Raw genomic sequence first — 18,576 nt, forward strand, 5'->3', positions numbered from 1 at the left:
GCATAAAAAAACCGCCTCTTTCGAGGCGGTTTTTATTTACCTGTCAAACCTGATCATTCAGCCAGTTTGAAGGTGATGAAGCTCGCACGACCTTGTCGCAGCACGCGCATCGACACCGAACGATTCTTCGGCAGTGCTTTCGCGATTTCGGCGAATTCCTTGCTGGAGCCGATGGCCTGGTTGTTCAGGTGAGTAATGACATCGCCTGGTTGCAAACCGATCAGCGCTGCAGGACCGTCCTGCACTTCCTTGATCACCACACCACCTTTAAGGTCGTAGGTTTTCTTTTGCTCGGCAGTCAGTTCGCCCACCGATACACCGAGGCGGTTGCTGTTGGTTTCAGCACCGGACTTCGGCAGCGCATCCAGCTCCTTGTCTTCATCAGGGATCGCGCCAACCGTCAGTTCGACGTTCTTGCGCTTGCCTTCACGAATCACTTCCAGATTGGCTTTCGCGCCAGCCTTCAGTGCGCCGACCAAATGTGGCAGGTCAGCAGACATGACGATCGGTTGGCCGTTCATGCTCAAGATCACGTCGCCGACTTGCAGGCCGCCCTTCGCTGCCGGGCCGTCATCCTGAATCTGTGCAACCAGCGCGCCGGCCGGCTTATCCAGGCCGAACGACTCGGCCAGATCCTTGTTCACTTCCTGGATGACTACACCCAGCCAGCCTCGGCTGACTTTGCCACCGCTCTTCAGTTGATTGGAAACATCCATCGCGACATCGATAGGAATCGCAAAAGACACACCCATGAAGCCGCCGGAGCGGGTGTAGATCTGCGAGTTGATGCCAACCACTTCACCGTTCAGGTTAAACAGCGGACCACCAGAGTTGCCCGGGTTGATCGGCACGTCAGTCTGGATGAACGGCACGTAATTTTCATTTGGCAGACTGCGGCCGACAGCACTGACAATGCCCTGAGTCACGGTATGGTCAAAACCGAATGGCGAACCGATTGCCACGACCCACTGACCGGCTTTCAGGTCCTGGGACTTGCCGAGCTTAAGCACCGGCAGATCCTTGCCTTCGATTTTCAGCAGCGCCACGTCGGACCGCGGGTCGGTGCCGATCAGCTTGGCTTTCATTTCACTGCGGTCGGCGAGGCGGACGAGGATTTCGTCGGCATCGGCAATCACGTGATTGTTGGTGAGGATGTAGCCATCGGAAGAGATGATGAAGCCCGAGCCCAGCGACTGCGCTTCACGCTGACGACCACCGCCGCCCGGCGAACGCTGCTGAGGCGGCATGCCACGCTCGAAGAACTCGCGCAGCATCGGCGGCAGACCTTCGAGGTCAGGCATCTGCTGGTTCACTTTTCGATCCGGCAGCTTCTGCGTGGTACTGATGTTCACCACGGCTGGCGAAGCTTGTTCGACCAATTGGGTGAAGTCAGGCAGATCGGCCGCTTGCGCAGCAGGCACCGCCTGACCGAGCAACAGCACGGTGGCGAAAATGGAGAGATAAGATTTCAAACTTGGTATCGACATACAGCTCCCGTTACGACGAGCAGGGTTAAGCGATATGGAGCAAGGAACACCGGAAACCACCGACCGGCATTTTTGTTCCAGGAACAACAAACAAGGCCCGAGCCGTGAGGCTCTGACCTATAAAAAATTTTCGGGGTATTTGCAAATGAAAATGCTCAGCAAACATTTCATCTACGTCTCGACGAAGAGGTGGTAATGACTGAAATCAGCTCACTGCTTGCTGGTCGCAGCGCCATCGGTATTACGCATCGACAGAGCAATTCGTTCGGCGGTGCCAATCGGAATCTCGCCAACCACCGTGACCATCATTTCGCCCTCGGGGGTAGTCAGGCGACGAGAAACGGCGACAGTCGGGCCAAGTTGAGTCCGGGTATCGGTCACTGTTGCACCGTTCAACGGCTCAAGGAACACCGAGAAACGCGCCAGACCATCGTCATACAGCAAGCTGTTGACCTGGGTCTTGGTTTCCGGATCTTTGTGCGAGGTGCTGCTGGTCAATTCAAATCCCGGCGGCAGCCATTCAGAGTGCCAGACCTGAGCGGTCTTGACGGCCGAAGCCTTGTCGCTGTCGAGCGTAATCGCTTTACAGTCGGCGTCGGCCTGCAAGTCTTTGTCCGAAGGGACTTCATCAGTATCAAGACTGGTGAACTGGAAACGTTCGAGCAGTTGCCCCTTGTCGTTCAGCAGTAACGACTTCAGCGGCAAACCCGTTTTCCTGTCCAGATGCAACTCAAAACCGTAACGATGCTGATCGCGAGGCGTCAGCGATACGATCACCGCGTCTCGCCCGGCCACGCGCGATTTGCCAATGACGGCAAGGTCATACCAGTTTTTCAGCTTTTGCGGATCGAGAGGACGAGCGGCTGAGTTGGGAGAATCCCCCAGACCGGCAATCAGGGTGCCGCTGACGCATTGAGTGTGTCCATCAATGCGCACGACTTCCTGCGCCGAACCGTCGAGCTGGAGTAAACGCTCGCGAACCTGGCCATTCTGGACGCGATGCCAGATGTTATGGGTAGAAAAGCTACCGTTACGCTCGTAAACGAATGTGCCGTGAAAGCTTTGCTGCTGCTCGGCCCGGCCCAGACGGGTCAACCAGTCCTGGGCCTCATCAGCATGGGCTGGAACAACGAACCAGCCACTGAGCAGAAGCGAAAGTAGAGGTATGGCGCGCATGATCCTCCTTATCGGTTTTCCAGACTTGCTGCACGTGCGTATGGCAGTGCGCTTTCAGTGCCTTTCAGTGCAGCCTGTTGAGCGTGCTGTCGCAGGTAACCTGGCAGACGCTGATCATGCCAGCCTGGTTGACCTTGCAATACGCCATTGGCCATTGGGCCAGTGGCTTCCGAACTCTCACTATAGCCTGCCAGAACAGCCGGACCCTTGACCTGTGGGGTCGCCAGGGTTGGCTGATTGGATTGCTGAGCCAGTTCGACACCAGCGATTTCGTCCTGGTTGTACAGGCGAACACCGGCCAGCACGGCAACAGTTACCGAGGCTGCAACAGCCAGACGGCCGAGGTTGCGCCATGGGCTGCGAGATACTTTGGCCGGAGCCGTTTCGTCTTCCAGTGCAGCAGACACTGCCGCAGCGATATCCAGACGTGGCAGCAGCAAATCCTTGTGCATGGCTGCCCGAGCGATCTGGTAACGAGCCCAGGTCTCACGGGTTTCTACGTCGTCCAGTGCATTGAGCACCCGACGCAATTCCAGTTCGTCCGCTTCGTTATCCATCACTGCGGACAGCGATTCCTGCAGGGCTTCACGACTCATGGCGTTCCTCTCTTGGCTGTCGCCGCTGTCTCAGTTTTCCTGCAACAACGGCTGCAGGGCTTTATCGATGGCCTCCCGAGCGCGGAAAATCCGGGAGCGCACGGTACCCACCGGACATTGCATGACGCTCGCAATGTCCTCGTAACTCAGACCATCGAATTCACGTAAAGTTAAAGCCGTACGCAAATCCTCTGGCAGTTGCTGGATGGTTCGATGGACGGTGCCTTCGATCTCATCCCGCAGCAGTGCACGTTCTGGTGACTCGAGATCCTTGAGGCCGTGATCGCCATCATAGAACTCTGCATCCTCGGAACTTACATCGCTATCCGGCGGCCGGCGGCCGCGTGAAACCAGGTAATTCTTTGCCGTGTTGATGGCAATACGGTACAGCCACGTATAAAACGCACTGTCGCCGCGAAAGTTTCCAAGTGCTCGATATGCCTTGATAAAGGCTTCCTGAGCCACGTCCTGGGCTTCATGGGTGTCGTGCACAAAACGCACGATCAACCCGAGAATCTTGTGCTGATACTTCAGCACCAACAGATCGAAAGCTCGCTTGTCGCCGCGTTGAACGCGCTCGACCAGCTGCTGATCCTCTTCCTGGGTTAGCATGAACACTCCTCGATAAGCCCGAAGGAGACTTGCATAACTAAACGACCAGACTTGCAAACATAGACTCGGGCTTTTCGCAAAAGTTCTCCCCCTCCAGGCAAGTTTCCTGCGGGCTCTGATTTGGCACGCACGAAAAACGCAGCTCGGGATAAACCGGCTGCGCGAATAATCTTGTCATCGGTTTCGCCGGCAGGAATCCAACCACAGATTCCGCACTGAAGCCGACACTGTCCCTTATCTCTGGCACCGACTATTGATCTTGGGCCTTTGGCAAAAGTTCCAATTATTTATAGCCGTCGCCACCCGACATTGGGCAACCCTGTGCAGAAAAAGTCTGTTTCAGCGCCGATACAGTCGCCTTTTCCCCCAACATGGGAAAAAAACTTCCGACGAAGCACCCGTTTTTCCCGTCACAGTAGTTTCACAATGCCATATAGGCGCGGCTATTGTGCCGTCCCCCCCCTCTATATACTAGTGGGCTGTGTGGCTGTCTTGACTCGCCGATCCAGCTGTCTTGCTCCACCCCCGACCCGGGTCGCTTTGAGCGGAATCCTGTAATGAGCCAACAATTCCAACACGATGTTCTGGTCATTGGCAGCGGTGCTGCCGGTTTGAGTCTCGCGCTGACCCTGCCCGGTCATTTGCGCATTGCGGTATTGAGCAAAGGCGATCTGGCCAACGGCTCTACTTTTTGGGCCCAGGGTGGCGTCGCCGCCGTGCTCGATGACACTGATACTGTCGAATCCCATGTAGAGGACACCCTGAACGCCGGTGGCGGGCTGTGCCATGAAGACGCCGTGCGTTTCACCGTGGAGCACAGCCGTGAAGCCATACAGTGGCTGATCGACCAAGGCGTACCCTTCACCCGCGACGATCAGTCAGTCACTGAAGACGGCGGGTTCGAATTCCATTTGACCCGTGAAGGCGGTCACAGCCACCGGCGCATCATCCATGCGGCCGATGCAACGGGTGCGGCAATCTTCAAAACCTTGCTGGCCCAAGCCAAAGAGCGTTCGAACATCGAATTGCTGGAGCAGCGGGTTGCCGTTGATCTGATTACCGAACGCCGTTTAGGCATGGAAGGCGAGCGCTGCCTCGGCGCCTACGTACTCAACCGCAAAACCGGCGAAGTCGACACCTACGGGGCACGTTTCGTGATTCTGGCCTCCGGAGGTGCCGCCAAGGTCTACCTCTATACCAGCAACCCCGACGGCGCCTGCGGTGACGGCATCGCCATGGCCTGGCGCTCGGGCTGCCGGGTGGCAAACCTGGAATTCAACCAGTTCCACCCGACCTGCCTGTATCACCCGCTGGCCAAGAGTTTTCTGATTACCGAAGCCCTGCGCGGCGAAGGCGCGCATTTGAAGCTGCCCAATGGCGAACGCTTCATGTATCGCTTCGACAAGCGCGCCGAACTGGCACCACGCGACATCGTCGCCCGGGCCATCGACCATGAAATGAAGCGTCTGGGTGTCGACTGCGTCTATCTCGACATCAGCCACAAACCCGAAACGTTCATCAAAAATCACTTCCCGACTGTTTATGAGCGCTGCCTGGGATTCGGCATCGACATCACCAAACAGCCCATCCCGGTCGTACCCGCCGCGCACTACACCTGCGGTGGCGTGATGGTCGATCAACAAGGTCGCACCGACGTGCCGGGCTTGTACGCGATTGGCGAAACCAGCTTCACCGGCCTGCACGGCGCCAACCGCATGGCCAGCAACTCGTTGCTGGAATGCTTTGTCTATGCCCGTTCGGCAGCAGCCGACATCCTCGCGCAACTGGACGATGTCGCCGCGCCAAGCGCCCTGCCCGCCTGGGACGCCAGCCAGGTCACCGACTCCGACGAGGACGTGATCATCGCGCACAACTGGGATGAACTGCGGCGATTCATGTGGGACTACGTCGGCATCGTGCGCACCAACAAGCGCCTGCAACGGGCGCAACACCGCGTGCGCCTGCTGCTGGATGAGATCGACGAGTTCTACAGCAACTATAAAGTCAGCCGCGATCTGATCGAGTTGCGCAACCTGGCGCAAGTCGCCGAACTGATGATCTGCTCAGCCATGGAGCGCAAGGAAAGTCGCGGCCTGCATTACACCCTCGACTACCCGGACATGCTGCCCGAGGCGCTCGACACTATTCTGGTGCCGCCCACCTACGCCGGCTGAACTTGAGCCGTACTCGCAGACGTCGGTGCATATCCGCCGTTTGCGAGTCCCGTGGCACGCAGACCGATCTGACCCGCCATTCGCCGCGCAATCTGAACCTCAGCACCACAATCAGCGGTAGCGCGAGACTGTCCGGGCGCAGCTGTACCGCCTGCCAGCCGTCCGCCTGATTCCACAACTGCCAGCCATCGGCGTCCCGGCGCAAACCGCGAAAGGCTCGACGGTGATTCAGCAGAATCTGCCTAGGTAGCACCCAAATCCCGTGAAGCAGGCAAGCGAAAGCCCCGAGCAGACTGGCCCAGAGTGGAATCGACAGCAGAAACAAAGCACCCAGTGCGAACGCCTGGGCCAACAGATACGCCGCCAGCAACTGCCGCGAGGCATGCCAGCGGCATTCGAACGTGTTACTTGGGCTGGACACGATCCAGGATCATGCGAACCATGCGCTGCAGTTCCGGATCTTCAGACTCGCTGCGCTCCATGAACCAGCCGAACATGTCCTGATCCTCGCACGTCAGCAAACGCACATACAGATCGCGATCCACCTGGTTCAACGTCGCGTAAACCTCCTGCACGAACGGCACCAGCAACACGTCAAGCTCAAGCATGCCGCGACGGCTGTGCCAAAACAGGCGATTCAGTTCAACTTGTTCGACCATGGAGCCCTCCTCAAATTTGCCGGCAAGTATACAGCCCCGAGACGGGTCGCACAGTCGGCTTTGGTCGGGCACCATCGATCCTTTATCAACTACCCATTTCACCAACGCGCCCTTATGATGTGCCCCAGTCTATTTACCCTGCGAAGACCCATGGCCGATTCTGCTTTTTTCTGCACCCTGTCTCATGAAGGCGTTCTCGCGGTTCGCGGCGCGGATGCCGGAAAATTCCTGCAAGGCCAGTTGACCTGCAACCTCAACTACCTGAGCGACAGCCGCGCCAGCCTCGGCGCCCGCTGCACGCAGAAGGGCCGGATGCAGTCGAGCTTCCGCATTCTGCTCGAAGGTGACGGCGTGGTCCTGGCGATGGCCAGCGAACTGCTCGAGCCGCAACTGGCGGATCTGAAAAAGTACGCGGTGTTCTCCAAATCAAAACTGACCGACGAAAGTACCGCTTGGGTACGTTTTGGCCTGGAGCATGGCGATAACGCCTTGACCAGTCTCGGTCTGGACCTGCCGGCAGAAACCGACAGCCTCGTGCGTAATGAAAGCCTGATCGCGATTCGCGTCTCGCCGGATCGCGCCGAACTCTGGGCACCGGTCGATCAGGCTGACGCGATCAAAGCCAAATTGTCCGCCACCCTGCCTGAAGCCGAGCTGAATCAGTGGCTGCTGGGCCAGATCCGCGCCGGTATCGGCCAGGTCATGCCGAGCACCCGCGAGCTGTTCATTCCGCAAATGCTCAACCTGCAAGCGGTCGGCGGCGTGAGTTTCAAGAAAGGCTGCTACACCGGCCAGGAAATCGTTGCGCGCATGCAGTACCTGGGCAAACTCAAGCGTCGTTTGTATCGCCTGAGCCTGGACGCCGCTGATTTGCCAGAGCCTGGCACACAGCTGTTTGCGCCGAGCCACAACAGCGCCATCGGCGAAGTGGTGCTGGCCGCCAAGGCCGGGCAAAACATTGAACTCCTGGCGGTGCTGCAGGCCGAAGCTGCCGAAGCCGGTGATTTGCATCTGGGCACCCTCGAAGGTCCCGCGCTGCATCTGCTCGACCTGCCTTACGAACTGGATCGCGACCGCGAAATCCAGCGCTGATCGCAGCATTTGTTGCAACACCCTAGAGAGTTTAAATGAGCGAACTGGCGGAAAAAGTCCAACAGGATTTGGTTGAGGCCATCGATAACGATGACCTGGTTCTGCCCACGTTGCCGGAAGTGGCCCTGCAGATTCGCAAGGCCGCTGAAGACCCGGAAATCAGCGTCAGCGACCTGAGCAAAGTGATCGGCCGGGACACGGCGCTGTCGGCGCGCCTGATCAAAGTGGTCAACAGCCCGCTGCTGCGCGCCGCACAGGAAGTCACCGACCTGCACACAGCCATCACCCGGCTGGGCATCAACTACAGCAGCAACCTGGCGATCGGTCTGGTGATGGAGCAGATCTTCCACGCCCGCTCCGAAGTGGTCGAGCAGAAGATGCGCGAAGTCTGGCGCAAGAGCCTGGAAATTGCCGGGGTCAGTTATGCGCTGTGTCGCCGCTACACTCAGCTCAAACCCGATCAGGCAGCCCTCGGCGGCCTGGTACACCAGATCGGCGTGTTGCCGATTCTGACCTACGCCGAAGATCACTATGAGCTGCTGTCGGATCCGGTCAGCCTCAACCATGTGATCGATCACATTCATCCGTTGCTGGGCGACAAGTTGTTGCGCGTCTGGGAGTTCCCGGAGCGACTGGTGGAATTGCCGGGGCGCTATCAGGACTTCAAGCGCGATTCGACGGCCATCGATTACGTCGATCTGGTGCAGGTGGCGAGCCTGTATTGCCACAAGGACACGGATCATCCGTTTGCGCGGATTGATCCAATGACCGTTCCGGCGTTCAGGAAGCTTGGGATCGACCAGGAGAACAAGGAACTGTGCGCGGATCTGGAAGAGTCGCGGACGATGTTTTACTGATCCGAGACCTTATTGTGGCCATCGCGAGCAGGCTCACTCCTACAGGAGAACGCGTTCCAGTGTAGGAGTGAGCCTGCTCGCGATGAGGCCAACAAAAACACTGCAAGTCACCCGGCGATAAAACTGACCCGCACCTTCAACCCCGCCTGCTCGCCATCATGCAAAGTGATCTGGGCCAAATGCGCCCGGCAGATCTCGCCAACAATCGCCAGCCCCAACCCTGAACCTGCCACCTGCTGATTACGCCGGTAGAACCGCTCGAACACCCGATCGCGCTCTTCCAGCGGAATCCCCGGCCCATCATCTTCTACCTCAAGCACCGCCGGAGCGGTCACGCGCAAAATGACGTTACCGCCCGGTGGCGTATGCGCCAAAGCGTTGTCCACCAGATTGCTCAGCAACTCGTTGAGCAACGTCGGTTCACCGCGCAACCACACTGGCTCATCCGCCTCCAGCGCCAGCGCCACCCCGCGCTTGTGCGCCAACGGCGCCATGGCCATGCCCAATTCTCGCGCCAACTGGCTCAGATCGAGCAACTGTGCGCCGCCCTCGGCAATCGCCCGGGCACCGTTTTCGACGCGCGCCAGCGACAGCAACTGATTGGCCAGATGGGTCAGGCGATCAGTGCTTTGCGCAGAGGACTCCAATGTCGTGCGCCACGTCTCGGGCTCGTTCGAACGCAGGCCCAACTCAAGCCGCGCCTTCAGCGCTGCCAAAGGCGTACGCAACTCATGGGCCGCATCGGCAATGAACTGCGCCTGCCGTTCGAACTGCCCGCGCAAGCGCTCGGTGAAATGATTGAGTCCACGGACCAACGGCCACAGTTCATGCTGCACTTCAACCAAGGGCAGCGGCCGCAAGTCATCGGGCTGACGCTCTTCCACCGCCGTGCGCAACCGCTCCAGCGGGCGCAATGCGGCACTGACCGCAAACCACACCAGCAACAACGCGCCGATCGCCAACATACCCAAACGCAGCAACGTATCCGCCGCCAGACTGCGCGCCATGCTCACCCGTGCTTCATCGGTTTCGGCGACGCGAATTTCCGCCATGCCGTTCATGTTCGGTTCGGTCACAGCCTTGAGCAGACTGACCACGCGCACGTTTTGCCCTTTGTAGGTGGCGTTGTAGAAGCGCGCCAACGCGGGATAGCTGTCCGTGCGCGGCGTACCCGGCGGTGGCCCGGGAAGGTTTTCGTAGCCGGAAATCAGCTTCTGATGGATGTCATTGACCTGATAGTAAATCCGCCCCGCGCTGTCATAAGCGAAGGTATCGAGTGCGACGTAAGGCACATCGGCGCTCAGTGTGCCGTCACGTTGCGAAAGACCCGCCGCGATGGTCCGCGCCGAGGCCAGCAACGTACGGTCGTACGCGGTGTCGGCGGCTTCGCGACCGTTCCAGTAAGCGCTCAAGCCACTGGCGAGCATCAGCACCACCAGCAGCAATGCGAGGTTCCACAGCAAGCGCCAGCGCAGGCTGCTGGGCTTATGCATCGCGGCTTTCCAGCAGGTAACCGAGGCCGCGGAAGGTCACGATCGCCACCGGTTGGCCGTCGAGTTTCTTGCGTAAGCGATGCACGTAGATTTCGATCGCGTCGGGGCTGGCTTCTTCGTCGAGACCGAACACTTGGGACGCCAATTGTTCCTTGCTCATCACCCGCCCCGGCCGGGCGATCAGTGCTTCCAGCACCGCTTGTTCTCGCGACGTCAGGGTCAGCAAATCTTCGCCGAGGGTGAAGCGCCGGGTGTCGAGGTCATAGGCCAGTACGCCACAACGCTGCTGGCGTTCGCCGCCGAGCACACTGCGCCGCAGCAGAGCTTTCACCCGAGCTTCCAGTTCAGTCAGTTCGAACGGTTTGGCGAGGTAATCGTCGGCACCCAGATTGAGGCCATGGACCCGATCCTTCACATCGCTGCGCGCGGTGAGCATCAGCACCGGCAGATTCTTGCCGCGAGCGCGCAAACGCGCGAGCACCTCGAAACCGTCCATGCGCGGTAGGCCGACATCGAGGATCGCCACGGCGTATTCCTCACTGCCCAGCGCCAGATCGGCGGCCACGCCATCGTGCAACACATCCACGGTCAGACCGGTGCTTTTGAGCGCCTGAGCGACACTTTCGGCCAGTTGCAGATGGTCTTCGACGAGCAGGACACGCATGGATTTTTACCTCGTTCAGGGATGGCCAACGCCACGCTTTGCCGCGGAGTTTACAGCCGCAACCGCCGCTGTGAAGCCCGAAAACCTTGAAAGTCTGCTGAAAGGTTAGCGAAAGGTTAGCTGGTTACAGTCGGCCCACGGACAGTTCCGACTGCCGTCGCTGATGCCACACAGCGCAACGAAAAACGCCTCGAAGCGTTTTCGACCAATAAGAACAATAAACGGAGTACACCCGCATGCCGTCCATGCAGCCTCAGGCGTCCACGCCTGTTCGCCCTTCCCGTTTCAGCCACACCGCCCTCGTCAGTGCCGCCGCCCTTGCCGGTTTTTCGCCGTTGAGTTTTGCCGACTTCATTGAAGACAGCAGCGCCACCTTCGAAACCCGCAACATGTATTTCAACCGCGACTTTCGCGATGGCACCAGCGCCCAGCAATCCAAGCGTGACGAATGGGCCCAGGGTTTCATGCTCAATCTGCAATCGGGTTACACCGACGGCACCGTGGGATTCGGTGTCGATGCTTTAGGCATGCTCGGCGTCAAACTCGATTCAAGCCCGGACCGCACCGGCACCGGCCTGCTGCCGACCCACGATGACGGACGCGCGGCAGATGAGTACTCCAAGGTCGGTCTGACCGGCAAAGTAAAAATCTCTGCCACCGAACTTAAAATCGGCAGCCTGATTCCTGAACTGCCAATTCTCAAACCGAACGACGGGCGCATCCTGCCGCAGACCTTTGAAGGTGGCTTGCTGACCTCCAAAGAGATCAAGAACCTGACCTTCACCGGCGGCCGTTTGGAGAAAGCCAAGGATCGCGACAGCACCGATTTCGAGGACATCGCCCTCAATAACAAGAACAGCCGTTTTGCTGGCACCGCTGCCGGCAAGCATTTCGATTTTGGCGGCGTGGACTACAAGTTCACCGACAAGATCACCGGCAGTTACCACTTCGCCCAACTCGACGAAGTCTACAACCAGCACTTCTTCGGTCTGGTCGCCTCGCGTCCGATGGGTCCAGGTACTTTTGCCACCGACCTGCGTTTTGCCGTCAGTGATGACCAAGGCGCAGCCCGTGGCGGCGAGATCGACAACCGCTCGCTCAACGGTCTGGTCAGCTACGCGCTGAGCGGTCACAAGTTCAGCGCCGGTTATCAGCACATGTCTGGCGACAGCGCTTTCCCTTACGTCGATGGCAGCGACCCGTATCTGGTCAACTTCGTCCAGATCAACGATTTCGCCGGCGCCGAAGAGCGCTCCTGGCAGGCTCGCTACGACTTCGACTTCGCCAAACTCGGCATCCCTGGCCTGAGCTTCATGAGCCGCTACCTGAGCGGTGACAACATCAAGCTCAAGAGCGGTGAAGAAGGCAAAGAGTGGGAGCGCAACACCGAGATCAAATATGTAGTACAAAGCGGCGCCTTGAAGGATGTCGCCGTGCGTTTGCGTAATGCCACTTACCGCTCCAACTACTCGGCTCGCGATGCAGACGAAGTGCGTTTGCTGGTGAGCTACAGCGTTGCACTTTGGTAAATGCCCGTAAGTGAAAAACACGTCGAATAACAACAATGCCCTTGGAGAATCGAATGAACCTGTCACTGCGTAAAGTTGCACTGGCCGCCAGTTGCATCCTGTTTGCCGGTCAACTGATGGCCGAACCGAAACGTCCGGAATGTATCGCCCCGGCCTCCCCCGGCGGTGGTTTCGACCTGACCTGCAAACTGGTGCAGAGCGCACTGGTCAACCAGAAACTGCTGAGCAAACCGATGCGTGTGACCTACATGCCCGGCGGTGTCGGCGCGGTGGCCTACAACGCCGTGGTCGCGCAACGTCCGGCGGATGCCGGCACGCTGGTGGCGTGGTCGAGCGGTTCGCTGTTGAACCTGGCCCAAGGCAAGTTCGGTCGCTTCGATGAGACCAACGTGCGCTGGCTCGCAGCCGTCGGTACCAGCTACGGCGCTATCGCGGTGAAAAGCGATTCGCCCTACAAGACCCTCGACGATCTCGTTCAGGCACTGAAGAAAGATCCAAGCTCGGTGGTGATCGGTTCCGGCGGCACCGTTGGCAGCCAGGACTGGATGCAAACCGCACTGATCGCCAAGGCTGCCGGGATCAACCCGCGCGACCTGCGTTACGTGGCGCTTGAAGGTGGCGGCGAAATCGCCACGGCCCTGCTCGGCGGCCACATTCAGGTCGGCAGTACCGACATTTCCGACTCCATGCCGCACATCCAGAGTGGCGACATGCGCTTGCTCGCGGTGTTTGCCGACAAGCGTCTCGACGAGCCGGAAATGAAAGACATTCCGACTGCTCGCGAGCAAGGCTACGACATCGTCTGGCCGGTGGTGCGCGGCTTCTACCTCGGGCCAAAAGTCAGCGACGAAGACTACGCCTGGTGGAAAGACTCGTTCGACAAATTGCTGGCCTCCGATGAGTTCGCCACGCTGCGCGACCAGCGTGAACTGTTCCCGTTCGCCATGACCGGCCCGGAACTCGACACCTACGTGAAGAAGCAAGTCGCGGACTACAAAGTGCTGGCCAAAGAGTTCGGCCTGATCCAGTGATCGCCTCTGTCTAGCGGCTGCGTTCCCGGTTGCGGGGACGCGGCACAGGAGCTCCCATGCTTATTCAACGCATTTTCGCCTCCGTGCTGTTGCTGGTTTGCGCCGGCCTGGCATTGATGGCGTGGCCGTACCAAGCGGCCTTTTCCTACGAACCGGTGGGCCCGCGCGCCTTCCCCCTGCTGATGCTCGGCCTGATGGGCGCGGCGCTGCTGTACATGGTGTTCCGTCCGGCGCCGATCAAACACAGTGAAGACGAGCCGCCACTGGATCGCGAAACCCTGACCAAGATCGCCATTTGCGTCGCACTGTTGTTGGTGTTCGCCGGTCTGTTCGAACCGCTGGGTTTCATCCTCAGCAGCATCCTCATCGGCATTCCGATGGCGCGCCTGTATGGCGGTCGCTGGATGCCGAGCATCGTGGTGACCACGCTGATGGCCATCGGTCTGTACCTGCTGTTCGACCGTGTGATGGACGTTCCGCTGCCCCTTGGCCTGCTCGACGTGCTGGAGAACTGATATGGATACCCTCGGTTATTTGGGTCAAGGCTTCGGCGTCGCGCTGAGCCCGTACAACCTGGTCACGGCCCTGACTGGCACACTGATCGGCACCGTCGTCGGCCTGCTGCCGGGCCTTGGCCCGATCAATGGCGTGGCACTGCTGATCCCGATCGCATTTGCGCTCGGCCTGCCGCCGGAGTCGGCGTTGATCCTGCTGGCAGCGGTGTATCTGGGTTGCGAATACGGCGGCCGGATCAGTTCGATCCTGCTGAACATTCCGGGCGAAGCATCGACCGTGATGACCACCCTTGACGGTTACCCGATGGCCCGTAAAGGCCTTGCCGGTGTGGCGCTGTCGCTGTCGGCGTGGAGCTCGTTTATCGGCGCGTTTATCGCCACCTGCGGCATGGTCCTGTTCGCCCCGTTGCTGGCGAAATGGGCGATTGCCTTTGGCCCGGCAGAATATTTCGTGCTGATGGTGTTTGCGATTGTCTGTCTCGGCGGTATGGCCGGGGATCGACCGTTGAAAACCTTTATCGCGGCATTGATCGGCCTGTTCCTGTCGAGCGTCGGCATCGACGCCAACAGCGGTGTTTACCGCTTTACCGGCGACAACATTCACCTGACTGACGGCATTCAATTCGTCGTGCTGGTGCTGGGTCTGTTCTCTGTCAGCGAGATTCTGTTGCTGCTGGAGAAAACCCATCGCGGCCAGGAAGCGGTGAAAGCCACCGGGCGGATGATGTTCAACTTCAAGGAAGCCTCGTCGGTGTTCGTGGTGAACATCCGTTGCGGTCTGCTCGGTTTCATCATGGGCGTATTGCCGGGTGCCGGCGCGACGCTGGCCAGCGCCGTGGCTTACATGACCGAAAAACGCATCGCCGGTGCCAGTGGCAAATTCGGTCAGGGTGACGCCCGTGGCCTCGCCGCCCCGGAAACCGCCATCGGTGCTTCGGCCTGTGGCGCGCTGGTGCCGATGCTGACGCTGGGCGTGCCAGGTTCGGGCACCACAGCGGTGATGATCGGCGCCCTGTCGCTGTACAACATCACCCCGGGCCCGCTGCTGTTCCAGCAACAACCGGACATCGTCTGGGGCCTGATCGCCTCGTTGTTCATCGCCAACATCATGCTGGTGATCCTCAACATCCCGATGATCCGCATCTTCACCCGCATCCTCGCGGTGCCGAACTGGGCACTGGTGCCGGTGATCGCGATCATCACCGGGATCGGCGTCTACGCGGTGCACGCCACCACGTTCGACCTGTTCCTGATGGTCGGTATCGGCATCTTCGGTTACATCCTGCGCAAGCTCGACTTCCCGTTGTCGCCGGTGTTGCTGGGCTTCATCCTCGGCGGGCTGATGGAGCAGAACCTGCGTCGGGCGCTGTCGATTTCCAACGGTGCGCTGGAGATCCTCTGGTCGAGCCCGATCACCTTCGGTGTCTGGGTGCTGACCGCGATCATGCTGCTGATGCCGCTGCTGCGCATCTGGCGCAAACGTTCGGTCGCGCGTCGCGCCATTGCCGATGTTTGATCGCGCCTCACTGAAATCCTGGTGGGGAACCCCGCTGGTCGGTCTGCTCGGCGGTTACCTCGCCAGCCAGATCGGCTGGCCACTGCCGTGGATGGTCGGCTCGTTGCTGGCGATCATCCTCGTGCGCTGCCTGACCCCGTGGCAACTCACGGAAATCCCTGGCGGCCGCAAGTGCGGCCAGTGGATCGTCGGCATCGGCATCGGCCTGCACTTCACCCCGGTAGTGATGGAGCAGGTACTCAGTCATTTCGGTTTGATCTTCTTTGGGGCGCTGGTCACCAGTGTCTCGGCGGTGGTCGGCGTATGGTTGATGCGCCGTACCGGTGAAGATCGCGCGACAGCGTTTTTCTCCAGCATGCCCGGCGGTTCCGGTGAGATGGTCAACCTTGGCGCGCGTAACGGCGCGATGCTCAGCCATGTCGCGGCGGGGCAAAGTTTGCGGGTGCTGGTGGTGGTCTTGTGCGTGCCGGCGGCGTTCAAATATTTGCTCGGCGACGGTACACCGATTTCCCACGCTGGCAGCGTCGATTGGCGCTGGCTGGCGATTCTGTTTCCGGCGGGCGGTTTGCTTGCTTGGCTCTGGCAGCGTTTGCGCCAACCCAATCCGTGGCTGTTCGGGCCGTTGCTGGTGAGTGCGGCGGTGAGCATTGGCTGGGATCTGCACATCGGTTTGCCCAATGGCGGCAGTCAGATTGGTCAGTGGTTGATTGGCAGTGGTTTGGGTTGTCACTTCAACCGGCAGTTCTTCCGCCGCGCGCCTTCATTCATGGGGCGGACGTTGATCGGCACGGCGTTGACCATGTTGATCGCGACACTGGCGGCGTTGGGGCTGAGTGCGTTGACCCATCTGGATCTGCGTTCGCTGACGCTGGGCATGATGCCCGGCGGGATCGCCGAGATGAGTCTGACGGCGGAGACGCTGCAATTGTCGGTGCCGTTGGTGACAGCGATGCAGGTGATGCGATTGTTGTTTGTGCTGTTTCTGGCGGAGCCGTTGTTCAAGTACTGGAACCGTAATCCGGAGTAAGTCTGGAAGCTGAGCGTTCCCACGCTCTGCGTGGGAATGCAGCCCGGACGCTCTGCGTGGGAATGCAGCCCGGGACGCTCTGCGTCCCTTTCAGAGCCGAACGCGGAGCGTCCGTTGAGGCATTCCCACGCAGAGCGTGGGAACGAGATTACGCGATGGGCGGCAAACGCCACTCGATCGGCGTCTCGCCATTCTGCTCGAGAAACTTGTTGGTCCGGCTGAAATGCCCACAACCCAAAAACCCGCGATACGCCGACAACGGCGACGGATGCACCGACGTCAGCACCAGATGCTTGGTCGCATCAATCAGCTTCTGCTTGCTCTGCGCATGGGCGCCCCAAAGCATGAACACCAGATGCGGCTGGCGCTCGCTGACCAGTTCAATGATCCGATCAGTAAAGAACTGCCAGCCCTTGTCCTTGTGCGCATTGGCGTTGGCGCGCTCGACGGTCATGGTGGTGTTGATCATCAACACGCCCTGATCGGCCCAGCTCTGCAAATAGCCGTGATTGGGAATGTCGATGTTGAGGTCGCGTTTCAACTCTTTATAGATGTTGACCAGCGACGGCGGTGCCGGCACGCCCGGTTGCACCGAGAAGCACAAACCGTGGGCCTGGCCCGGGCCGTGATACGGGTCCTGGCCGAGGATCACCACCTTCACTTTATCCAGCGGTGTTGAATTCAAGGCATTGAAAATCATCGGCCCCGGCGGATAGATTTCCTTGCCGGCCGCCCGCTCCCGCTGCAGAAACTGGCGCAACTCTGCCATATAAGGCTGGTCGAACTCAGCACGCAGTGCCTCCTTCCAGCTCGGTTCGAGTTTGATACGGTCGTCAGCAGTCATGGTCATACCCGGCAAAAACAATGGGGCGAACCCTAGGAAAGCCGACCACGCTTGTCAATTGATCTGATGCAGATCCGGCACTTTCCCACACAACGATCATACTGATCGTTCAAATTCCCGATCGAGGTCACGATGAATCTGCACTTCGAAGAACTCACCGGCACCGACGGCGCCCGCATCGGTATCGCCAGCCTGGATGCTGAAAAGTCGCTGAATGCGCTGTCCCTGCCGATGATCAACGCCCTCAGCGACAAGCTGAACGCCTGGGCCAAGGATCCACAAATCGTCTGTGTGTTGCTGCGCGGCAACGGCGCCAAGGCCTTCTGCGCCGGCGGCGAGGTGCGCAGCCTGGTTGAGGCCTGTCGCGCCCATCCCGGCGAAGTACCACCGCTGGCCGCGCAATTTTTCAGCGCGGAATATCGTCTGGATTACAGCCTGCACATCTATCCGAAACCGTTGATCTGCTGGGGCCATGGTTACGTGCTCGGTGGCGGTATGGGCCTGTTGCAAGGCGCCAGTACGCGGATTGTCACGCCGAGCAGCCGTTTGGCCATGCCAGAAATCACCATCGGTCTGTATCCCGACGTCGGCGCCAGTTGGTTTCTCGCGCGGCTGCCGGGCAAGCTCGGTTTGTTCCTCGGCCTGACCGGCGCACACATGAACGCTCGTGATGCGATCGATCTGGATCTGGCTGACCGCTTCCTGCTTGACGAACAGCAGCCGCAATTGATCGAAGGCCTGCTACAGCTCAATTGGCAGGAACAGACCGACATGCAACTCAACAGTCTGCTCAAGGCCCTGCAACAGGAAGCCGTGGCGCAGATGCCCGAAGCGCAGTGGCTGCCGCGTCGCCAGCAGATCGACGAACTGCTCGACGTCAGCGACGTGGCCTGCGCCTGGAAGGCCATCAGCCTGCAACGCGACAGCACTGATCCGTTGATCGTCCGGGCAGCGAAAACCATGAGCGAAGGCTCGCCGCTGACCGCGCATCTGGTCTGGGAACAGATCATCCGCGCCCGGCACATGTCGCTGGCCGAAGTCTTTCAGATGGAATACACCCTGAGCCTCAATTGCTGCCGGCATCCGGAGTTCAGCGAAGGGGTTCGCGCGCGGTTGATCGACAAGGATCAGAAGCCGCACTGGCACTGGCCGGACGTCAGCAGCGTGCCGGATGCGGTGGTCGAGGCGCATTTTCACAAGGTTTGGGAGGGGCGGCATCCGTTGGCGGATTTGACGCAGTATTGAACTGACGCGATGCTCGCGATGACGACTGGATTCCCATCGCGAGCTGGCTCAATCGGTCG

General features: G+C 59.6%; 18 protein-coding genes. 9 read left to right on the plus strand and 9 right to left on the minus strand.

Annotation, left to right across the window (positions count from 1 at the left end; genetic code table 11):
* Positions 1–53: 53 nt before the first annotated feature.
* The 4 genes from ACOYXJ_RS02300 to rpoE form a co-directional block, all read right to left on the minus strand.
* Positions 54–1,487, minus strand: a complete 1,434-nt coding sequence (locus ACOYXJ_RS02300) for a DegQ family serine endoprotease (RefSeq protein ID WP_102900260.1) — start codon at positions 1,485–1,487, stop codon at positions 54–56.
* A 210-nt stretch (positions 1,488–1,697) separates the two neighbouring features.
* Positions 1,698–2,663 (minus strand): MucB/RseB C-terminal domain-containing protein, encoded by a 966-nt coding sequence (locus ACOYXJ_RS02305; protein ID WP_150795537.1) that lies wholly within the window; start codon positions 2,661–2,663, stop codon positions 1,698–1,700.
* 8 nt (positions 2,664–2,671) lie between these two features.
* On the minus strand, positions 2,672–3,259 hold the full coding sequence (locus tag ACOYXJ_RS02310) for a sigma-E factor negative regulatory protein (RefSeq protein ID WP_007911408.1): 588 nt from the start codon (positions 3,257–3,259) through the stop codon (positions 2,672–2,674).
* Positions 3,260–3,289: 30 nt separating this feature from the next.
* Positions 3,290–3,871: an RNA polymerase sigma factor RpoE gene (gene rpoE / locus ACOYXJ_RS02315; protein ID WP_003172477.1), complete on the minus strand. Its 582-nt coding sequence runs from the start codon at positions 3,869–3,871 to the stop codon at positions 3,290–3,292.
* Between the two features lie 557 nt (positions 3,872–4,428).
* Between rpoE and nadB the strand changes: the two genes are divergently transcribed.
* Entirely contained in the window at positions 4,429–6,045 is a 1,617-nt protein-coding gene (gene nadB, locus ACOYXJ_RS02320; protein ID WP_460367680.1) for an L-aspartate oxidase, read from the plus strand.
* Here the strand turns inward: nadB and ACOYXJ_RS02325 are convergent.
* Positions 6,014–6,466, minus strand: a complete 453-nt coding sequence (locus ACOYXJ_RS02325) for a protein YgfX (RefSeq protein ID WP_150730346.1) — start codon at positions 6,464–6,466, stop codon at positions 6,014–6,016. The two genes, nadB and ACOYXJ_RS02325, sit on opposite strands and share 32 nt — an antisense overlap.
* Positions 6,450–6,704, minus strand: a complete 255-nt coding sequence (locus tag ACOYXJ_RS02330; protein WP_007911418.1) for an FAD assembly factor SdhE — start codon at positions 6,702–6,704, stop codon at positions 6,450–6,452. The genes ACOYXJ_RS02325 and ACOYXJ_RS02330 overlap by 17 nt, the downstream gene beginning before the upstream one ends.
* Before the next feature lie 150 nt (positions 6,705–6,854).
* Between ACOYXJ_RS02330 and ygfZ the strand changes: the two genes are divergently transcribed.
* Positions 6,855–7,796 (plus strand): CAF17-like 4Fe-4S cluster assembly/insertion protein YgfZ, encoded by a 942-nt coding sequence (gene ygfZ, locus ACOYXJ_RS02335; protein WP_460367683.1) that lies wholly within the window; start codon positions 6,855–6,857, stop codon positions 7,794–7,796.
* 35 nt (positions 7,797–7,831) lie between these two features.
* Positions 7,832–8,653 carry an HDOD domain-containing protein gene (locus ACOYXJ_RS02340; RefSeq protein WP_007911420.1) on the plus strand — a complete coding sequence of 274 codons (822 nt, stop codon included), beginning with the start codon at positions 7,832–7,834 and terminating at the stop codon, positions 8,651–8,653.
* Positions 8,654–8,760: 107 nt separating this feature from the next.
* On the opposite strand, the gene ACOYXJ_RS02345 is transcribed toward ACOYXJ_RS02340, so the two are convergent.
* Both ACOYXJ_RS02345 and ACOYXJ_RS02350 read right to left on the minus strand, forming a co-directional pair.
* Complete coding sequence (locus ACOYXJ_RS02345) at positions 8,761–10,146, minus strand: sensor histidine kinase (protein ID WP_095119116.1); 1,386 nt, start codon at positions 10,144–10,146, stop codon at positions 8,761–8,763.
* A complete protein-coding gene (locus ACOYXJ_RS02350; protein WP_150692096.1) occupies positions 10,139–10,810 on the minus strand; it encodes a response regulator in 672 nt (223 codons plus the stop codon). Before ACOYXJ_RS02350 ends, ACOYXJ_RS02345 begins: the two co-directional genes overlap by 8 nt.
* Positions 10,811–11,046: 236 nt before the next feature.
* On the opposite strand from ACOYXJ_RS02350, the gene ACOYXJ_RS02355 reads away from it, so the two are divergent.
* Genes ACOYXJ_RS02355 through ACOYXJ_RS02375 form a run of 5 tightly spaced genes read left to right on the plus strand, consistent with a single transcriptional unit; the run spans position 11,047 to position 16,428 of the window.
* Positions 11,047–12,339 carry an OprD family porin gene (locus tag ACOYXJ_RS02355; RefSeq protein WP_460367686.1) on the plus strand — a complete coding sequence of 431 codons (1,293 nt, stop codon included), beginning with the start codon at positions 11,047–11,049 and terminating at the stop codon, positions 12,337–12,339.
* A gap of 53 nt (positions 12,340–12,392) precedes the next feature.
* Positions 12,393–13,370 carry a Bug family tripartite tricarboxylate transporter substrate binding protein gene (locus tag ACOYXJ_RS02360; RefSeq protein WP_095119118.1) on the plus strand — a complete coding sequence of 326 codons (978 nt, stop codon included), beginning with the start codon at positions 12,393–12,395 and terminating at the stop codon, positions 13,368–13,370.
* Positions 13,371–13,426: 56 nt separating this feature from the next.
* Positions 13,427–13,885, plus strand: a complete 459-nt coding sequence (locus ACOYXJ_RS02365; RefSeq protein WP_007911434.1) for a tripartite tricarboxylate transporter TctB family protein — start codon at positions 13,427–13,429, stop codon at positions 13,883–13,885.
* 1 nt (position 13,886) lies between these two features.
* A complete protein-coding gene (locus ACOYXJ_RS02370; RefSeq protein WP_007911435.1) occupies positions 13,887–15,401 on the plus strand; it encodes a tripartite tricarboxylate transporter permease in 1,515 nt (504 codons plus the stop codon).
* Positions 15,394–16,428, plus strand: a complete 1,035-nt coding sequence (locus tag ACOYXJ_RS02375) for an AbrB family transcriptional regulator (RefSeq protein ID WP_038358335.1) — start codon at positions 15,394–15,396, stop codon at positions 16,426–16,428. Before ACOYXJ_RS02370 ends, ACOYXJ_RS02375 begins: the two co-directional genes overlap by 8 nt.
* 148 nt (positions 16,429–16,576) lie before the next feature.
* Here the strand turns inward: ACOYXJ_RS02375 and ung are convergent, their stop codons facing one another.
* On the minus strand, positions 16,577–17,272 hold the full coding sequence (gene ung / locus ACOYXJ_RS02380) for a uracil-DNA glycosylase (protein ID WP_460367690.1): 696 nt from the start codon (positions 17,270–17,272) through the stop codon (positions 16,577–16,579).
* 132 nt (positions 17,273–17,404) lie between these two features.
* Here ung and ACOYXJ_RS02385 point away from each other — a divergent pair, with 132 nt between their 5' ends.
* On the plus strand, positions 17,405–18,517 hold the full coding sequence (locus ACOYXJ_RS02385; RefSeq protein WP_460367692.1) for an enoyl-CoA hydratase/isomerase family protein: 1,113 nt from the start codon (positions 17,405–17,407) through the stop codon (positions 18,515–18,517).
* The last annotated feature ends 59 nt before the right edge of the window (positions 18,518–18,576 follow it).

Source organism: Pseudomonas sp. Tul2A7 (genome assembly GCF_054790505.1).